The following is a 15,897-nucleotide window of genomic DNA, read 5'->3' on the forward strand; positions in this document are numbered from 1 at the left end:
CTGCATCGTGCCATGTCCCGCTCATCGCACCGAATCACGGCATTCGCCTGGCATGGTCCGCATCCGGCCCCCGCCGGGCCCGATGCGGCGAGCCCGGCCGGGGGTGTCCCCCGGCCGGGCTCGTACGCGTGTCCGCGGGCCGCTCAGCGGCCGTTGAAGGCGTCCTTCAGGCGGCTGAACAGGCCCTGCTGGCCCGGCGCGAACTGGCCCGTGGGCCGCTCCTCGCCGCGCAGCTTCGCGAGCTGGCGCAGCAGCTCCTCCTGCTGGGCGTCCAGCTTGTTCGGGGTGGTGACCTCGACGTGCACGATGAGGTCACCGCGTCCGCCGCCGCGCAGGTGCGTGACGCCGCGCCCGTGCAGCGGGATCGCCTGTCCGGACTGGGTTCCGGGCCGGATGTCGATCTCCTCCAGGCCGTCCAGCGTCTCCAGCGGGCACTTGGTGCCCAGGGAGGCGGCCGTCATCGGGATGGTGACCGTGCAGTGCAGGTCGTCCCCGCGGCGCTGGAAGGTCTGGTGCGGCAGTTCGTGGATCTCCACGTACAGGTCGCCGGCGGGGCCGCCGCCGGGGCCGACCTCGCCCTCGCCCGACAGCTGGATCCGGGTGCCGTTCTCGACGCCCGCCGGGATCTTGACCGTGAGGCTGCGGCGGGACCGGACCCGGCCGTCGCCCGCGCACTCGGGGCACGGGGTCGGGACGACGGTGCCGAAGCCCTGGCACTGCGGGCAGGGGCGCGAGGTCATGACCTGGCCCAGGAAGGACCGGGTGACCTGCGAGACCTCACCGCGGCCGCGGCACATGTCACACGTCTGCGCCGAGGTGCCGGGGGCGGCGCCCTCGCCGGAGCAGGTCGTGCACACCACGGCCGTGTCGACCTGGATGTCCTTGGTGGTCCCGAAGGCCGCCTCGTCCAGTTCCAGGTCCAGGCGGATCATGGCGTCCTGGCCGCGGCGGGTCCGCGAGCGCGGTCCGCGCTGCGAGGCCTGGCCGAAGAAGGCGTCCATGATGTCGGAGAAGTTGCCGAAGCCGCCCGCTCCGAATCCGCCCGCGCCGCCGCCACCGCCCGAGGAGGACAGCGGGTCGCCGCCGAGGTCGAAGACCTGCTTCTTCTGCGGGTCCGAGAGCACCTCGTACGCCGCGTTGATCTCCTTGAAACGCTCTTGCGTCTTGGGATCGGGGTTCACATCCGGGTGCAGCTCGCGCGCAAGCCGCCGGAATGCCTTCTTGATCTCGTCCTGGGAAGCGTCGCGGCGCACGCCGAGAACGGCGTAGTAGTCCGTGGCCACTTACGACTCCGCCAGGATCTGTCCGACGTAACGTGCCACTGCGCGTACCGCTCCCATCGTTCCGGGGTAGTCCATGCGGGTCGGTCCGACCACGCCGAGTTTGGCGACTGCTTCGCCGCCCGAACCGTAACCGACCGAGACGACCGACGTGGAGTTCAGTCCCTCGTAGGCGTTCTCGTGCCCGATCCGTACGGCCATTCCCGACTCACTGGCCTCGCCCAGCAGCTTGAGGAGCACGACCTGCTCCTCCAGCGCTTCGAGCACCGGCCTGATCGTCAGGGGAAAATCGTGTCCGAAGCGGGTGAGATTGGCGGTACCGCCGATCATCAGCCGTTCCTCGGCTTCCTCGACCAGGGTTTCGAGGAGCGTCGCGAGCACGGTGGACACCGTGGCACGGTCGTCGGCCTCGAAGGACTCGGGGAGGTCCTGGACGAGCGGGGGCACATCGGTGAAGCGGCGGCCGACGACCCGGCTGTTGAGCCGGGCCCTCAGGTCCGCGAGCGAGGCCTCCCCGAAGGGGGCCTGGCAGTCGATGAGCCGCTGCTCGACGCGCCCGGTGTCCGTGATCAGTACGAGCATCAGCCGGGCCGGGGCCAGCGACAGCAGCTCGACGTGGCGCACGGTGGAGCGCGTCAGCGAGGGGTACTGGACGACGGCGACCTGCCGGGTGAGCTGCGCGAGCAGCCGCACCGTACGGCCGACGACGTCGTCGAGGTCCACCGCGCCGTCGAGGAAGTTCTGGATGGCCCGCCGCTCGGGCGACGACAGGGGTTTGACCCCCGCCAGCTTGTCGACGAAGAGGCGGTAGCCCTTGTCGGTGGGGATGCGGCCGGCGCTGGTGTGCGGCTGGGCGATGTAGCCCTCGTCCTCCAGCACGGCCATGTCGTTGCGCACGGTGGCCGGCGAGACGCCGAGCCGGTGCCGCTCGGTCAGCGCCTTGGAGCCGACCGGCTCCTCGGTCCCGACGTAGTCCTGGACGATGGCGCGCAGCACTTCGAGCCTGCGTTCACTGAGCATCGCGCACACCTCCAGCTGTGGTCCGTCGCCGTGTTCCACCGGCGTCCCGTTGGTTCTCCGTTGGCACTCCGGCCGTTCGAGTGCCAGAGATCCCCCGCTCAGTGTACGGCCGGGTGGTGAGACCCTGGCAAGGGCGGCCCGTCAGGGTAGCGTCGCCGCATGGACGTGCGATGGGAAGAGGCGGGCTGGGAACGGCTGACCGGACGGGCCGGACGGCGGCGCCTTCCGGTGTGGGACTGCACCGTGGGACTGGTGGTGGGGGACGATTCCGTGCTCCTGGTGGACCCCGGTTCGTCCCTGCGCGAGGGCGCGGAGATCCGTGCCGAGGCCGAGCGGCTGACCGGTCACCGCGTGACCCATATCGCATTCACGCACGGGCATTTCGATCACGTGCTGGGCGCGGCCGCCTTCTCCGGGGCCGAGGTGTACGCGGCCGTCGGGCTGGACTCCCTCCTGGACGCCGGGCGGGAGTCGCTGCGGCGGTCCGCGGTGCGGCACGGGCTGGCCGCTCCGGAGGCGGCGGAGGCCGTCGAGCTGCTGGTGCTGCCCCGGCACCCGGTGTCGGGCGAGTGGACGCTGGAGCTGGGCGGGGTGCGGGTGCTGCTGGCCAACGTGGGGCCGGGGCACACGGGGCACGACCTGGCGGTGTTCGTCCCCGGCGAGCGGGAGGCGGTCTTCTGCGGGGACCTGGTCGAGGAGTCCGGCGAGCCGCAGGCGGGCGACGACGCGCTGCCGGCCCGCTGGCCGGACGCCCTGGACCGGCTGCTGGCCCTGGGCGGCGACGACGCCCTGTACGTGCCGGGTCACGGAGCGGTGGTCGACGCGGCCTTCGTCCGTGCGCAACGCGCCACACTGGCCGCGCGTTTCGGCGTGTCGGAGGCGTGATCGCCGCGCCTCTCCTAGTGTCGGCCGGATGCGCGAGTACTCCCCCGACCTGACCCCGCAGTGGAAGCGCCCCAAGGCCGTGCCCGAGGTGGCGGCGGAGCCCGACCTGGTGGTCGAGGCCGCCGGTACGGACTTCTGCGGCGCGGTGGTGGGCTGCGAGGCGGGCACGGTGACCCTGGAGGACCGGTTCGGCAAGCGGCGGGTGTTCCCGATGGAGCCCGCCGCGTTCCTGCTGGACGGCGCGGTGGTCACCCTGGTCCGCCCGGCCCGGGGCCCGGTGGCGCCGTCCCGCACGGCCTCGGGGTCGATCGCCGTTCCGGGGGCCCGGGCGCGCGTGGCGCGGGCCGGCCGGATCTACGTCGAGGGCCGGCACGACGCGGAGCTGGTGGAGCGGGTCTGGGGCGACGACCTGCGGATCGAGGGCGTGGTGGTGGAGTACCTGGAGGGGATCGACGATCTCCAGGCCGTCGTGGCCGAGTTCGGTCCGGGGCCGGACGCCCGGCTCGGCGTTCTCGTGGACCACCTGGTGCCGGGGTCGAAGGAGTCCCGCATCGCGGCCGCGGTGACCTCCCCCGACGTGCTGATCGCGGGCCACCCGTACGTGGACGTCTGGCAGGCGGTGAAGCCGTCCGCGCTGGGCATCCCCGCGTGGCCGGTGGTGCCGCGCGGGCAGGACTGGAAGACGGGCGTCTGCCGGGCCCTGGGCTGGCCGGAGAACACGGGGGCCGCCTGGCAGCACATCCTGTCCCGGGTGACCTCGTACAAGGACCTGGAGCCGACCCTGCTGGGCCGCGTCGAGGAGCTCATCGACTTCGTCACGGCGCCCTGAGGCCGGTCGGCCGGCGCCGCCGGTTCGCGCGACCCGCCGACGGGCCGACGGGCCGACGGGCCGACGGGCCGACGGGCCGACGGGCCTCAGTCCACCAGGTCCCGGACCACCGCGTCGGCCAGCAGCCGCCCCCGCAGGGTCAGCACGGCCCTCCCGGCCGCGTACGGGCCGGGCTCCAGGAGTCCGTCCGCGAGGGCCTTCCCGGCCGCCGCGAGGCCCGCAGGGGCCAGCAGCGTCAGCGGGCAGCCGTCGAGCAGCCGCAGCTCCAGCAGGATCCGCTCGACCCGGCGGTCCTCCGGCGACAGCAGCTCGCGCCCGGCGCCCGGGGACCTGCCTCCGGCCAGCGCGGCGGCGTAGGCGCCGGGGTGCTTCACGTTCCACCAGCGGACGCCGCCGACGTGCGAGTGCGCGCCGGGGCCCGCGCCCCACCAGTCGGCGCCGCGCCAGTACAGCTCGTTGTGCAGGCAGCGGCCGGCCTCGGTGGTGGCCCAGTTCGACACCTCGTACCAGTGGAACCCGGCCTGCCGCATGACCTCGTCGGCGATCAGGTAGCGGTCGGCGTGCACGTCGTCGTCCGTCATGGGGACCTCGCCGCGGCGGATGCGGCGGGCGAGCTGCGTCCCCTCCTCGACGATGAGGGCGTACGCGCTGATGTGGTCCGGTCCGGCGCCGAGCGCTGCGGCCAGGGTGGCCCGCCAGTCCTCGTCCGACTCCCCCGGCGTGCCGTAGATCAGGTCGAGGTTGACGTGCTCGAAGCCCGCCGCGCGCGCCTCCGCGACGCAGGCCTCGGGCCGCCCGGGGGTGTGGGTGCGGTCGAGGACCTTCAGGACGTGCTGCCGGGCGCTCTGCATGCCGAAGGAGACCCGGTTGAAGCCGCCGGCGCGCAGCTCGGCCAGGTACTCCGGGTCCACGGAGTCCGGATTGGCCTCGGTGGTGACCTCGGCGTCCTCGGCCAGGCCGAACTCGTCCCGGATCGCCGCGAGCATCCGTACGAGGTCCCGGGCCGGGAGCAGCGTGGGCGTACCGCCGCCGACGAAGACGGTGCGGACGGCGCGGGGGTCGTCGCCGAGCACCTTTCGGGCGAGGCGGACCTCGTCGATCAGGGTGTCGGCGTAGTTCTCCCGGGAGGCGAGCACGCCGCCGGTGCCCCGCAGCTCGGTGGCCGTGTAGGTGTTGAAGTCGCAGTAGCCGCAGCGCGTGGCGCAGTACGGGACGTGCAGGTAGAAGCCGAGCGGCCGCTCGCCGGCGCCCGCCAGGGCGTGCGACGGCAGCGAGCCGTCTTCGGGCATGGGTTCACCGTCGGGCAGTGCGGAAGGCATGCCCCCATTGTCCCGCACCCGCCGTCCCGCACCCGCCGCTCGGCCCGGGAACGGCGGGACGGCGGGACCCGCGGGCTCGGCGGAGCGGGTCGCCGCCCCGCCCCGCCGGTCCCGCGGAGCAGCTACGCCTCGCGGGAGCCCTCGTACATCTCCTCGATCAGGTGCTTGAACTCACGCTCGACCACGGGCCGCTTCAGCTTCAGGCTCGGCGTGAGGTCGCCGTGCTCCACGTCCAGGTCCCGGGGCAGCAGCCGGAACTTCTTGACCGTCTGCCAGCGCTGCAGGCCCTCGTTGAGGGTCTGCACGTACGTCTCGATCAGCCGCGTCGTCTCCGGGGCGGCCACGACCTGCGCGTACGTCTTGCCCTCCAGGCCGTTCTCGGCGGCCCAGCCCAGGATGGCGGGTCCGTCGAGCGCGATCAGCGCCGAGCAGAAGTTCCGGTCCGCGCCGTGCACCACGATGCTCGACACGTACGGGCAGATCGCCTTGAACTGGCCCTCGACCTCGGCCGGGGCGACGTACTTGCCGCCCGAGGTCTTGATCAGGTCCTTCTTGCGGTCGGTGATCCGCAGGTAGCCGTCGGCCGACAGCTCGCCGATGTCCCCGGTGTGCAGCCAGCCGTCCGCCTCCAGCACCTCGGCGGTCTTCTCCGGGAGCCCGTGGTAGCCCTCCATGATGCCGGGGCCGCGCAGCAGGATCTCGCCGTCGTCGGCGATGCGGACCTCGGTGCCGGGGAGCGGCTTGCCGACGGTGCCGGTGCGGTAGGCCTCGCCCGGGTTGACGAAGGAGGCGGCGCTGGACTCCGTGAGGCCGTAGCCCTCCAGGATGTGGATGCCGGCGCCGGCGAAGAAGTAGCCGATGTCGGGCGCCAGGGCCGCGGACCCGGAGACGGCGGCGCGCAGCTTGCCGCCGAAGGCCTCGCGGAGTTTGGAGTAGACGAGCGCGTCGGCGATCTTGTGCTTGGTGGTGAGGCCGAAGGGGGCGGTGGCGTTGCCCGTGCGCCGGAAGTTGTCCTGCGTGACCTTCGCGTACTCGCGTGCGACGCCGACCGCCCACTGGAAGATCTTGTACTTGGCGCCGCCACCGGCGCGCGCCTTGGCGGCCACGCCGTTGTAGACCTTCTCGAAGATGCGCGGGACGGCCGCCATGTAGGTCGGCTGCACGATCGGCAGGTTCTCGATGATCTTGTCGATGCGGCCGTCGACGGCGGTGACGTGACCGACCTCGATCTGGCCGGAGGTCAGGACCTTGCCGAAGACGTGGGCCAGCGGCAGCCACAGGTACTGGACGTCGTCCTTGGTGATCAGGCCGGTGGCCACGGTCGCCTTGGCCATGTACGACCAGTTGTCGTGCGGCAGCCGTACGCCCTTGGGGCGGCCGGTGGTGCCGGACGTGTAGATGAGGGTGGCGAGCTGGTCGGCGGTGATCGCCGAGATCCGCTCCTTCACCGCGCCCGGGTTCTCGGCGAGGTGCGCCGCGCCGCGCTTCTCCAGGTCGGCGAGGGAGAGCACCCAGCCGTCCGGGTCCCCGTCGGCGGGGACCGCGTCGGCGGCCTCCAGCACGATGACGTGCGCCAGCCCGGGCAGGTCCTCGCGGTGCAGGCGGGCCTTGGCCAGCTGCGCGCCGTCCTCGGCGATCAGCACCCGGCTGGCGGAGTCGGCGAGGATGTACGCCGACTCCTCCGCGTTGGTGCTCGGGTAGACGGTGGTGGTCGCCGCGCCCGCGCACATGACCCCGAGGTCGGCGAGGATCCACTCGACCCGGGTGTTGGAGGCGAGGGCGACCCGGTCCTCCGCTTCGAGGCCCAGGGTGATCAGGCCGGCGGCGATGGAGAAGACCCGCTCGGCCGCCTGGCCCCAGCTGAGCGACTTCCACTCGTCGGGAGCGCCCTGGCCGCCGGCCGCGGGGACCGGGAACCGGTACGCCTCCGCGTCCGGGGTGGCGGCGACGCGCTCAAGGAAGAGGGCCGCCACGGTGGGCGGGCGGTTCTCGATCATGGTCTGTGTGTCGCTCACGACATCCTCCGGACCGGTCCACGCGGCAGTGCGTGGTCGTGGGGCGCTTGGGGGGCGCTTGGGACTGGCGGGTTTGGGACGTGCCGGTTAGTGACTGGCGAGTAACCGTCGAGCAGTGATCAGACTAGAGGCCGTCAGGCCGGTGCGTAAGAGCCCGCAAGCGGCCGGTTCATAACGAAAGAGGCCCCCGCGCCTGAGCGTGAGGGCCTCGTTCCGTTCCGGTCGCTACTTCTTCTTGCCGCCGGATTCGTCGCTGGAGAGGACGGCGATGAAGGCCTCCTGCGGGACCTCCACGGAGCCGACCATCTTCATCCGCTTCTTGCCTTCCTTCTGCTTCTCCAGCAGCTTCCGCTTACGGGAGATGTCACCGCCGTAGCACTTGGCGAGGACGTCCTTGCGGATGGCGCGGATGGTCTCGCGGGCGATGACGCGGGAGCCGACGGCCGCCTGGATCGGGATCTCGAAGGCCTGGCGCGGGATGAGCTCGCGCAGCTTGGCGACCAGGCGCACGCCGTAGGCGTAGGCGGCGTCCTTGTGGCAGACGGCGGAGAAGGCGTCGACCTTGTCGCCGTGCAGCAGGATGTCGACCTTGACGAGGCTGCCGGACTGCTCGCCGGTGGGCTCGTAGTCCAGGGAGGCGTAACCGCGCGTCTTGGACTTCAGCTGGTCGAAGAAGTCGAAGACGATCTCCGCGAGCGGGAGCGTGTAGCGGATCTCGACGCGGTCCTCGGAGAGGTAGTCCATCCCGAGGAGGGTGCCGCGGCGCTGCTGACAGAGCTCCATGATCGCGCCGATGAACTCGGAGGGCGCGAGCAGGGTGGCACGGACGACCGGCTCGAACACGTCCGAGATCTTGCCCTCGGGGAACTCGCTCGGGTTGGTGACGGAGACTTCCTTGCCGTCTTCCATGACGACCCGGTAGACCACGTTCGGCGCGGTGGCGATCAGGTCGAGCCCGAACTCGCGCTCCAGGCGCTCGCGCACCACGTCGAGGTGGAGCAGGCCGAGGAAGCCGACGCGGAAGCCGAAGCCCAGCGCCGCCGAGGTCTCGGGCTCGTAGACCAGCGCGGCGTCGTTGAGCTGCAGCTTGTCCAGGGCCTCGCGCAGGTCCGGGTAGTCCGAGCCGTCGAGCGGGTACAGACCGGAGAAGACCATCGGACGCGGGTCCTTGTAGCCGCCGAGGGCTTCGGTCGCGCCGTTGTGCAGGCTGGTGATGGTGTCACCGACCTTGGACTGACGGACGTCCTTCACGCCGGTGATGATGTAGCCCACCTCGCCGACGCCGATGCCGTCGGCCGGGGTCATCTCCGGGGACGAGACGCCGATCTCCAGCAGCTCGTGGGTGGCGCCGGTCGACATCATCCGGATGCGCTCGCGCTTGTTGAGCTGGCCGTCGACGACACGGACGTAGGTCACGACACCGCGGTACGAGTCGTAGACCGAGTCGAAGATCATCGCGCGGGCCGGGGCGTCCTTGGGACCGACCGGGGCCGGGACCGTGGCGACGATCTTGTCGAGCAGCACGTCCACGCCGAGACCGGTCTTCGCCGAGACGCGCAGCACGTCCTCCGGCTGGCAGCCGACCAGGTTCGCCAGCTCCTCGGCGAACTTCTCCGGCTGGGCGGCCGGCAGGTCGATCTTGTTCAGGACCGGGACGATCGCGAGGTCCTTCTCCATCGCCAGGTACAGGTTGGCGAGGGTCTGGGCCTCGATGCCCTGGGCCGCGTCCACGAGGAGGACGGTGCCCTCGCACGCGGCGAGGGAGCGCGAGACCTCGTAGGTGAAGTCGACGTGCCCGGGGGTGTCGATCATGTTGAGGACGTGGGTCCTGCCCACGTCCTCGCCCGTGTTCGGCGCCCAGGGCAGCCGGACCGCCTGGGACTTGATCGTGATGCCGCGCTCACGCTCGATGTCCATGCGGTCGAGGTACTGGGCGCGCATCTGCCGCTGGTCGACCACACCGGTGAGCTGGAGCATCCGGTCGGCAAGGGTCGACTTGCCGTGGTCGATGTGCGCGATGATGCAGAAGTTGCGGATCAGCGCCGGGTCGGTACGGCTCGGCTCGGGCACGTGGCTGGGGATCGCGGGCACGCAGTGTCCTGATTCTCGGGTCGCAGTCGGAAGCGTTTGCGGAGCGTCGGTCGGAGCGCGGATCCGGCTCCCGTCGCTCTCGGCGGCGGGATCTCGGACCTGTGCGCAGACTCCCATGGTCCCATGGACGGGGCAGTGCGCTCGGTTTGGGCCACCCGCAGAGTGCCTGGTAGCCTGGGTGGCTGTGTCTCGTATGCCCTCTCAGCTGCGGGACACAATCCGAAGAACAAAACTCTGAACCTGAAAAGGCTCTTTCGTGGCGAACATCAAGTCCCAGATCAAGCGGAACAAGACGAACGAGAAGGCGCGCCTGCGCAACAAGGCCGTCAAGTCTTCGCTCAAGACCGCGATCCGCAAGGCCCGCGAGGCCGTCGTCGCCGGTGACGCCGAGAAGGCCACCGTGGCTTCTCGCGCTGCCGCGCGTGCGCTCGACAAGGCTGTCTCGAAGGGCGTCATCCACAAGAACGCCGCCGCCAACAAGAAGTCGGCGCTGGCCACCAAGGTTGCCGCCCTGCAGGGCTGAGCTCTCGATGTGAATCGCCGGTAGGGACTCAGCGGGCCCTCTCTTCCGCTCCAGACCGGCACACCGCGCCGCACGCGGCTTGCTCACGCGAGTCGCGGCAAGTGCGGCACACCTCGTGACTTCTTTCTAGACACGGCACGCTGGCTAGTACGCCACGCTGACCAGCGTGGAAGCCCCCTGGTCCCCACTGGGGGGCTTCTTTGCGTCCGGATCCGGAAGATCGCATCGGCTCCGCCCCGCGCCCCGCCGCCCGTGAGGGGCGCGGGACGCGGCGCGGAGCCCGCGCGGGGCCGCACCGGCAGCGGGGGCGGCGTGCGGCGGGGACGGTTAGCGGCGGGGCGGGCGGGCGGCGTGGGCTACGGCCACCACGGCCTTCTCCAACGCGTATTCGGGGTCGTCGCCGCCGCCCTTGACGCCCGCGTCGGCGGCGGCCACCGCGCGCAGCGCGTCGGCGACGCCGTCCGCCGACCAGCCCCGCATCTGCTGGCGGACCCGGTCGATCTTCCACGGCGGCATGCCCAGGTCCCGGGCGAGGTCGCCCGGGCGGGCACCGCGCGGGGCGGAGGCCAGCTTGCCGATCGCCCGTACCGCCTGGGCCAGGGCACTGGTGATCAACACCGGGGCCACCCCGGTGGAAAGGGACCAGCGCAGCGCTTCGAGCGCCTCCGCCGCGCGCCCCTCGACGGCCCGGTCGGCCACCGTGAAGCTGGAGGCCTCGGCCCGGCCCGTGTAGTACCGGCCGACCACGGCCTCGTCGATGGTGCCCTCGACGTCCGCGCACAACTGCGCCGCCGCACTCGCCAGCTCCCGCAGGTCGCTGCCGATCGCGTCCACCAGGGTCTGGCACGCCTCGGGCGTCGCGGACCTGCCCAGCGTGCGGAACTCGCCCCGTACGAAGGCCAGTCGGTCCGCCGCCTTGGTCATCTTCGGGCAGGCGACCTCGCGGGCCCCCGCCTTCCGGGCCGCGTCGAGCAGCCCCTTGCCCTTCACGCCGCCCGCGTGGAGGAGCACGACGGTGATCTCCTCGAAGGGCGCGGCGAGGTACGCCTTGACCTCCTTGACCGTGTCCGCCGACAGGTCCTGCGCGTTGCGCACGATCAGGACCTTGCGCTCGGAGAAGAGCGACGGGCTCGTCAGCTCGGCCAGCGTGCCGGGCTGGAGCTGTTCCGGGGCGAGGTCGCGCACGTCCGTGTCGGCGTCGGCGGCGCGGGCGGCCGTCACGACCTCCCGTACGGCGCGGTCGAGCAGCAGGTCCTCCTGCCCCACCGCGAGGGTGAGCGGGGCGAGCGGATCGTCGGTGGAGTTCTTCCTGGTGGCCATCGGCTCCAGCATCCCACGCCGCGCTGACAGCCTCCCGCGCCGCGTGCCCCAGAATGGTCGCGTGAACGTGCGACATGTACTCGTCCTGCCCGACCGCGACGCCGCCGAGGAGGTGGCGAGGGAGGCCGCGGACCGCTTCGGTCTCCCGGAGGAGCCGCAGCTGGTCCGCGATGCCCTGGCCGGCGAGGACGACGCCGAGGACGCCCAGTGGCTGGTGGTCGTCGAGGACCCGCGGGGAACGCTCGACCCCGCCTCGCTCGACGCGCTCGCCGACGCCTACGAGGGCTGGCTCGAAGCCCCCTGACCCCGTCAGGCCTTGTGGACGATCTGGACGTCCAGCGTCACGTCGACGCTCGACCCGATGGCCGCGATCCCGTGGGCCAGCACCGACTGCCAGTTCAGGGTGAAGTCCTCGCGGTGCAGCTCTGCCGTGGCCCGGCAGGCCGCCCTGGGCTCGCCCTCCAGGCCCGTGCCCAGGCCCAGGTACCGGGTGTCCAGGGTCACGGAGCGGCTGACCCCGTGCAGGGTCAGGGCGCCCGCGACGGCCCAGTGGCTGCCGCTGCGGTGGATGAACCGCTCGCTGTAGAACTCCACCGTGGGGTGGCGCACCGCGTCCAGGAAGTCGGCGGACCGCAGGTGGTCGTCCCGCATCCGCAGTCCCGTGTCGATGCTGGCCGCGTCGATGATCACGTGCATGGAGGAGTCCTCCATGCGCTCCGCGATCCGCACCGCGCCGGCGAAGGTGTTGAACCGGCCGCGGATGCGCGCGAACCCGATGTGGCGGGCCGAGAAGCCGATCGACGAATGCGTCGGGTCGAGTTCCCAGTGGCCGGGCTGCGGCAGCAGCGGCGGCTCCACCGCGTCGAGGATGATCTCCGCGGTGCCGGGCTGCGCCGGATCCCCCACGATCGTCGCCCCGTGGAACGGCGCGTACCCCTCGGCGGTCACCGAGAGCCGGTACTCCCCTTCCGGCACGGCCGCCGTGAACCCGCCGTACGGGTCGGTCTCCCCGCTGACGATCCGGCGGCCGATCGGGTCGGTCACCTCGAACGCGGCCAGCCGGACCGGCTGGTGGACCGTGTCGAGGACCCGGCAGCTGAGCAGACGCGCCGTCGGCGGGAGCGTCAGTGTGGCGGATGTGTGCGGGCTGGAACTTCCGGCCGTCTCCATCCCCCGTCGTCGCCCGAACATGGTCTGTGCACCCCCGTGCTGTGTGGACTTGTGCCGCTCTGGCGAAAACGAATTCGATCATGCTGTCGGGTTCGGGGCAAACAGCAGGGTCGCGCCCGGTATGCCCGCGTCGGCTGCGACGCCGGCTGGCCGGAAACGCCCGTATCCCCGGTCCGGCCCCGACCACGGCGATCGAGCCGTCGGTATCGGTGCGCAGCACGGTCGTCCCCATCGCCCGCAGGTGCGTGAGCGTACCTGGTGCGGGGTGCCCGTAGCGGTTCCCCGCACCGACCGGGACGATCGCGAACCGCGGCCGGACCCGGGCGAGCAGTTCGCGGTCCTGGTGCGCCGAGCCGTGGTGGGCGACCTTGAGGACGTCCACCGGTCCCAGTTCCGGATGGTGGCTCAAGAGGGCTTGCTGAGCTGGTGGTTCGAGGTCTCCCAGCAGGAGCAGGGTGAGCCCCGCACCGCGTACGAGCAGGGCGATGCTCGCGTCGTTGGGTCCGTCGGGCGGAGTTCCGGCGGGCGGCCAGAGCACCTCCCACTCCAGCGGTCCGGCCCGGCGCCGCTCCCCCGCCGCCGCCGGTACGACGGGCACTCCGGCGGCGGCCGCGGCACGGCGGACGAACCGGGCCTGTCCCGGCGGCTCTTCCAAAGTGGTGGCCTGAATCACACCCACCGACCGCCCCCGCAACACCCCGTGCAGGCCTCCCACGTGGTCCGCGTGAAAGTGCGTCAGCACGAGCAGCGGCACCCGGCGCACGCCCAGGGTCCGCAGGCACGCGTCCACCGGGCCGGGCTCCGGGCCGGCGTCGACGACCATGGCCGTGCCGGGGCCGAGGGCGAGGACGGCCGCGTCCCCCTGGCCCACGGCGCACTGGACGTGCCTCCAGCCGGGCGGGGGCCAGTGCGCGAGCGTACGGACCAGCTGGGGCGGCCGCAGGACGGCGAGGAGCAGCAGCACGGCCAGGGCGGCGCAGACCCACCGCCGCCGGCCGAACCGGGCGCAGAGGGCCACGAAGGCAAGCGTCGCGGCGGCCAGCAGCAGGCCCCCGCCGAGCCCGCCCGGCCAGGGCAGCTCGGCCCCCGGCAGCCGGGCCCCGCCCCGGGCCACGGCGGCGATCCACCCCGCCGGCACGCCGGCGCACCGGGCGAGCACCTCCGCGGCGGACATCGACAGCGGGGCCGCGGCGAGCGCGGCGAAGCCGAGCACGGTCGCCGGGCCCGCCGCGAGCTCGGCCAGCAGGTTGCACGGCACCGCCACCAGGCTGACCCGGGCCGCGAGCACCGCGACCACGGGGGCGCACACCGCCTGGGCGGCGGCCGCGGCCCCCACCGCCTCGGCGAGCCGGGGCCGCATCCCGCGCCTCCTCAGGGCCCCGCTCCACCGCGGGGCGAGGGTCAGCAGGGCCCCGGTGGCCAGGACGGAGAGGAGGAAGCCGGGGCTTCGGGCCAGCCACGGCTCGTACAGCACGAGCAGCAGCACGGCGGCGGCCAGGGCCGGGATCAGGGAGCGCCGCCGCCCGGTGGCGAGGGCGGCCAGCGTGACCGCTCCGCAGGCCGCGGCCCGCAGCACGCTCGGCTCCGGCCGGCAGACCACGACGAACGCCAGGGTCAGGGCGCCGCCGCACAGGGCCGTCGCCCGCAGCGAGAGCCCGAGGAGGGGAGCCAGCCCGCGCCGCTCGGCCCGCTGCGCACGGGCGGGCGGCCCGATGAGCAGGAACAGCACCACGGTCAGGTTGGACCCCGACACGGCCAGGAGGTGCAGCAGGTCGGTGGCCCGGAAGGCCTCGTCCAGGTCGGGCGGCACCCGGGAGGTGTCGCCGACCACCAGGCCCGGCAGCAGCGCCCTCGCGTCCGGCGCGAGCCCTTCGGTGGCCTCGCGCAGCCCGGCCCGCAGCCGCCCCGCCACCCGCTGGGCGGCGCTCGGGCCGCCGGTCACCTCGGGCGGGGTGTCCCCGCCCGGCCGCAGCAGCGCCACCGCCCGCTCCCCGTCCCGGGCCGGGGCGAGGCGGGCGACCACCTCCACCCGCGTGGAGGGCAGCAGCCGGGCCCACCCCGGGTGCCCGGCGAGCACGCGCACCGGGGTCTCGACCCGGGTGCGCGCCCCGTCGGGCCCGGTCACGCGGGTCACCACCGCGTCCAGGACGACCACCGGCGGCCCGTTCCCCCCGCGCGGCACCCGGGGGTCGGAGCCGACGGTGAGCTCGGCGAGGACCCGGGCGTTCTCCCGGGCCAGCCCCGCCACCGGCCCGGCCCGCGCCCCGGCCCGCTCCAGCCCCGCTACCCCGGCCCCGGCCGCCGCGCACAGCAGGGCGGCGCCCGCGGCGGCGGCGATCCGCCACCGCGCCCCCGGACGCCGGCGGCCGGCCAGCACCAGCAGCCCGGCACCGGCGCCGCCCAGCCCGACCCCGGCGGCCGTCCACGCGCCGGGCGCGCCCAGGGCGAGGGCGGCGGCCACCCAGGCGGCCAGGGCCGGGGGGACCAGGCGCAGATCCGCCGGACCAGGAGCCTCGGGGCGGTTCACGGCCGCACCAGGCGGCGCAGGTCGGCGAAGCGCCGCTCGCCGATGCCGTTCACCTGGCGGAGCTCCTCCACCGAGCGGAAGCCGCCGCGGGCCGTGCGGAAGTCGACGATGTGCTGCGCCAGCACCGGTCCGACCCCGGGCAGCCCGTCCAGCTGCTCGACCGTGGCCGTGCCGAGGCTGAGCGGGCCGCCGCCCGGACCGGCGCCCCCGCCCGCCGGCGACAGCGGGTGCGGCTGCGGCAGTGCCGGGGTCGGCGCCGGTACGCCGACCAGCACCTGCTCGCCGTCGATCAGTACCCGGGCCCGGTTGAGCCCGGTGGTGTCCGTGCCCGGCCGCACTCCCCCGGCAGCGGCCAGCGCGTCCTCCACCCGCGAACCGGCGGGCAGCCGCCGCACCCCCGGCTCCCGCACCTTGCCGCCGACGTCGACCACGATCCGCCCGCCGCCCGGTGGGGCCGGCCCCCCGGCGGACCCGGCCGCCGGCGCCGCCGCGGCCGCCGCAACCGGCACGGGAGCCGGAGCCGGGGTGATCACCGCGGGGGCCGTCACCGGCTGCGGCCGGGCCGACCAGAACTGCTGCGCGGCGCATCCGACCGCGACGACGAGCACGACCGCGACGGCCCCCACCGTGCGCGGCTCCACCCCGCAGCGGACCTGGAGCCACACCGGTAACCGCTCCCGCACGGCCAGCCTGCGCGCCTCCCCGGCCGAAAGCCCCTCCGCCTCCCCCGCCGCCGCCCCTTCCGGCGACCGCGGCGCCTCCCCCTCCGGCGGCACCCCCCCAGGCGCCCCCGCGGGTGCCGCGGACGGCGCGCCCCTCCGCGCTCCCGGCGACTCCCCGGTGCGGGCGCCCGGAAGCACCTCGGGCAGGCCCCCAGCCGCGCTCGGGGGCGCCCCGGACGCCTCCCCCGAGGACTCC

Annotated in this window: 12 protein-coding genes and 1 pseudogene; 4 read left to right on the forward strand and 9 right to left on the reverse strand. The window is 73.6% G+C overall.

The window, feature by feature from the left end; translation table 11 throughout:
- Window positions 1–143 precede the first annotated feature (143 nt).
- Together dnaJ and hrcA are read right to left on the reverse strand one after the other, a co-directional pair.
- Window positions 144–1,283: a molecular chaperone DnaJ gene (gene dnaJ, locus ACZ6S8_RS22420; RefSeq protein WP_386523949.1), complete on the reverse strand. Its 1,140-nt coding sequence runs from the start codon at window positions 1,281–1,283 to the stop codon at window positions 144–146.
- Window positions 1,284–2,300 carry a heat-inducible transcriptional repressor HrcA gene (gene hrcA, locus ACZ6S8_RS22425; RefSeq protein ID WP_469458327.1) on the reverse strand — a complete coding sequence of 339 codons (1,017 nt, stop codon included), beginning with the start codon at window positions 2,298–2,300 and terminating at the stop codon, window positions 1,284–1,286. It lies immediately after the preceding gene.
- A gap of 159 nt (window positions 2,301–2,459) precedes the next feature.
- Here hrcA and ACZ6S8_RS22430 point away from each other — a divergent pair, with 159 nt between their 5' ends.
- Together ACZ6S8_RS22430 and ACZ6S8_RS22435 are read left to right on the forward strand one after the other, a co-directional pair.
- Window positions 2,460–3,185 carry an MBL fold metallo-hydrolase gene (locus ACZ6S8_RS22430; protein WP_469458329.1) on the forward strand — a complete coding sequence of 242 codons (726 nt, stop codon included), beginning with the start codon at window positions 2,460–2,462 and terminating at the stop codon, window positions 3,183–3,185.
- Window positions 3,186–3,213: 28 nt separating this feature from the next.
- Complete coding sequence (locus ACZ6S8_RS22435; protein WP_469458331.1) at window positions 3,214–4,014, forward strand: DUF3097 domain-containing protein; 801 nt, start codon at window positions 3,214–3,216, stop codon at window positions 4,012–4,014.
- Between the two features lie 86 nt (window positions 4,015–4,100).
- Here ACZ6S8_RS22435 and hemW read toward each other — a convergent pair whose 3' ends face one another.
- The 3 genes from hemW to lepA form a co-directional block, all read right to left on the reverse strand.
- Window positions 4,101–5,333: a radical SAM family heme chaperone HemW gene (hemW, locus tag ACZ6S8_RS22440; protein ID WP_469458333.1), complete on the reverse strand. Its 1,233-nt coding sequence runs from the start codon at window positions 5,331–5,333 to the stop codon at window positions 4,101–4,103.
- A gap of 122 nt (window positions 5,334–5,455) precedes the next feature.
- A complete protein-coding gene (locus ACZ6S8_RS22445; RefSeq protein ID WP_469458335.1) occupies window positions 5,456–7,348 on the reverse strand; it encodes an AMP-dependent synthetase/ligase in 1,893 nt (630 codons plus the stop codon).
- A 225-nt stretch (window positions 7,349–7,573) separates the two neighbouring features.
- A complete protein-coding gene (lepA, locus tag ACZ6S8_RS22450) occupies window positions 7,574–9,439 on the reverse strand; it encodes a translation elongation factor 4 (protein ID WP_386523933.1) in 1,866 nt (621 codons plus the stop codon).
- A 256-nt stretch (window positions 9,440–9,695) separates the two neighbouring features.
- Between lepA and rpsT the strand changes: the two genes are divergently transcribed.
- Window positions 9,696–9,962 (forward strand): 30S ribosomal protein S20, encoded by a 267-nt coding sequence (gene rpsT / locus ACZ6S8_RS22455; RefSeq protein ID WP_383915266.1) that lies wholly within the window; start codon window positions 9,696–9,698, stop codon window positions 9,960–9,962.
- A 327-nt stretch (window positions 9,963–10,289) separates the two neighbouring features.
- Here rpsT and holA read toward each other — a convergent pair whose 3' ends face one another.
- A complete protein-coding gene (gene holA / locus ACZ6S8_RS22460) occupies window positions 10,290–11,282 on the reverse strand; it encodes a DNA polymerase III subunit delta (protein WP_469458337.1) in 993 nt (330 codons plus the stop codon).
- A 61-nt stretch (window positions 11,283–11,343) separates the two neighbouring features.
- Here holA and ACZ6S8_RS22465 point away from each other — a divergent pair, with 61 nt between their 5' ends.
- Window positions 11,344–11,586: a hypothetical protein gene (locus ACZ6S8_RS22465; protein WP_469458339.1), complete on the forward strand. Its 243-nt coding sequence runs from the start codon at window positions 11,344–11,346 to the stop codon at window positions 11,584–11,586.
- A 5-nt stretch (window positions 11,587–11,591) separates the two neighbouring features.
- On the opposite strand, the gene ACZ6S8_RS22470 is transcribed toward ACZ6S8_RS22465, so the two are convergent.
- From ACZ6S8_RS22470 to ACZ6S8_RS22480, 3 genes and pseudogenes are all read right to left on the reverse strand, one after another.
- Window positions 11,592–12,473, reverse strand: a complete 882-nt coding sequence (locus ACZ6S8_RS22470) for a YceI family protein (protein ID WP_469458341.1) — start codon at window positions 12,471–12,473, stop codon at window positions 11,592–11,594.
- A gap of 136 nt (window positions 12,474–12,609) precedes the next feature.
- Window positions 12,610–14,979 (reverse strand): annotated as a pseudogene (locus ACZ6S8_RS22475) (ComEC/Rec2 family competence protein); the annotation flags it as partial.
- A complete protein-coding gene (locus ACZ6S8_RS22480; protein ID WP_469458342.1) occupies window positions 14,976–15,644 on the reverse strand; it encodes a ComEA family DNA-binding protein in 669 nt (222 codons plus the stop codon). The gene ACZ6S8_RS22480 and the pseudogene ACZ6S8_RS22475, both read right to left, overlap by 4 nt.
- Window positions 15,645–15,897: the final 253 nt, after the last annotated feature.

The organism is Streptomyces sp. NPDC048461 (assembly GCF_055587105.1).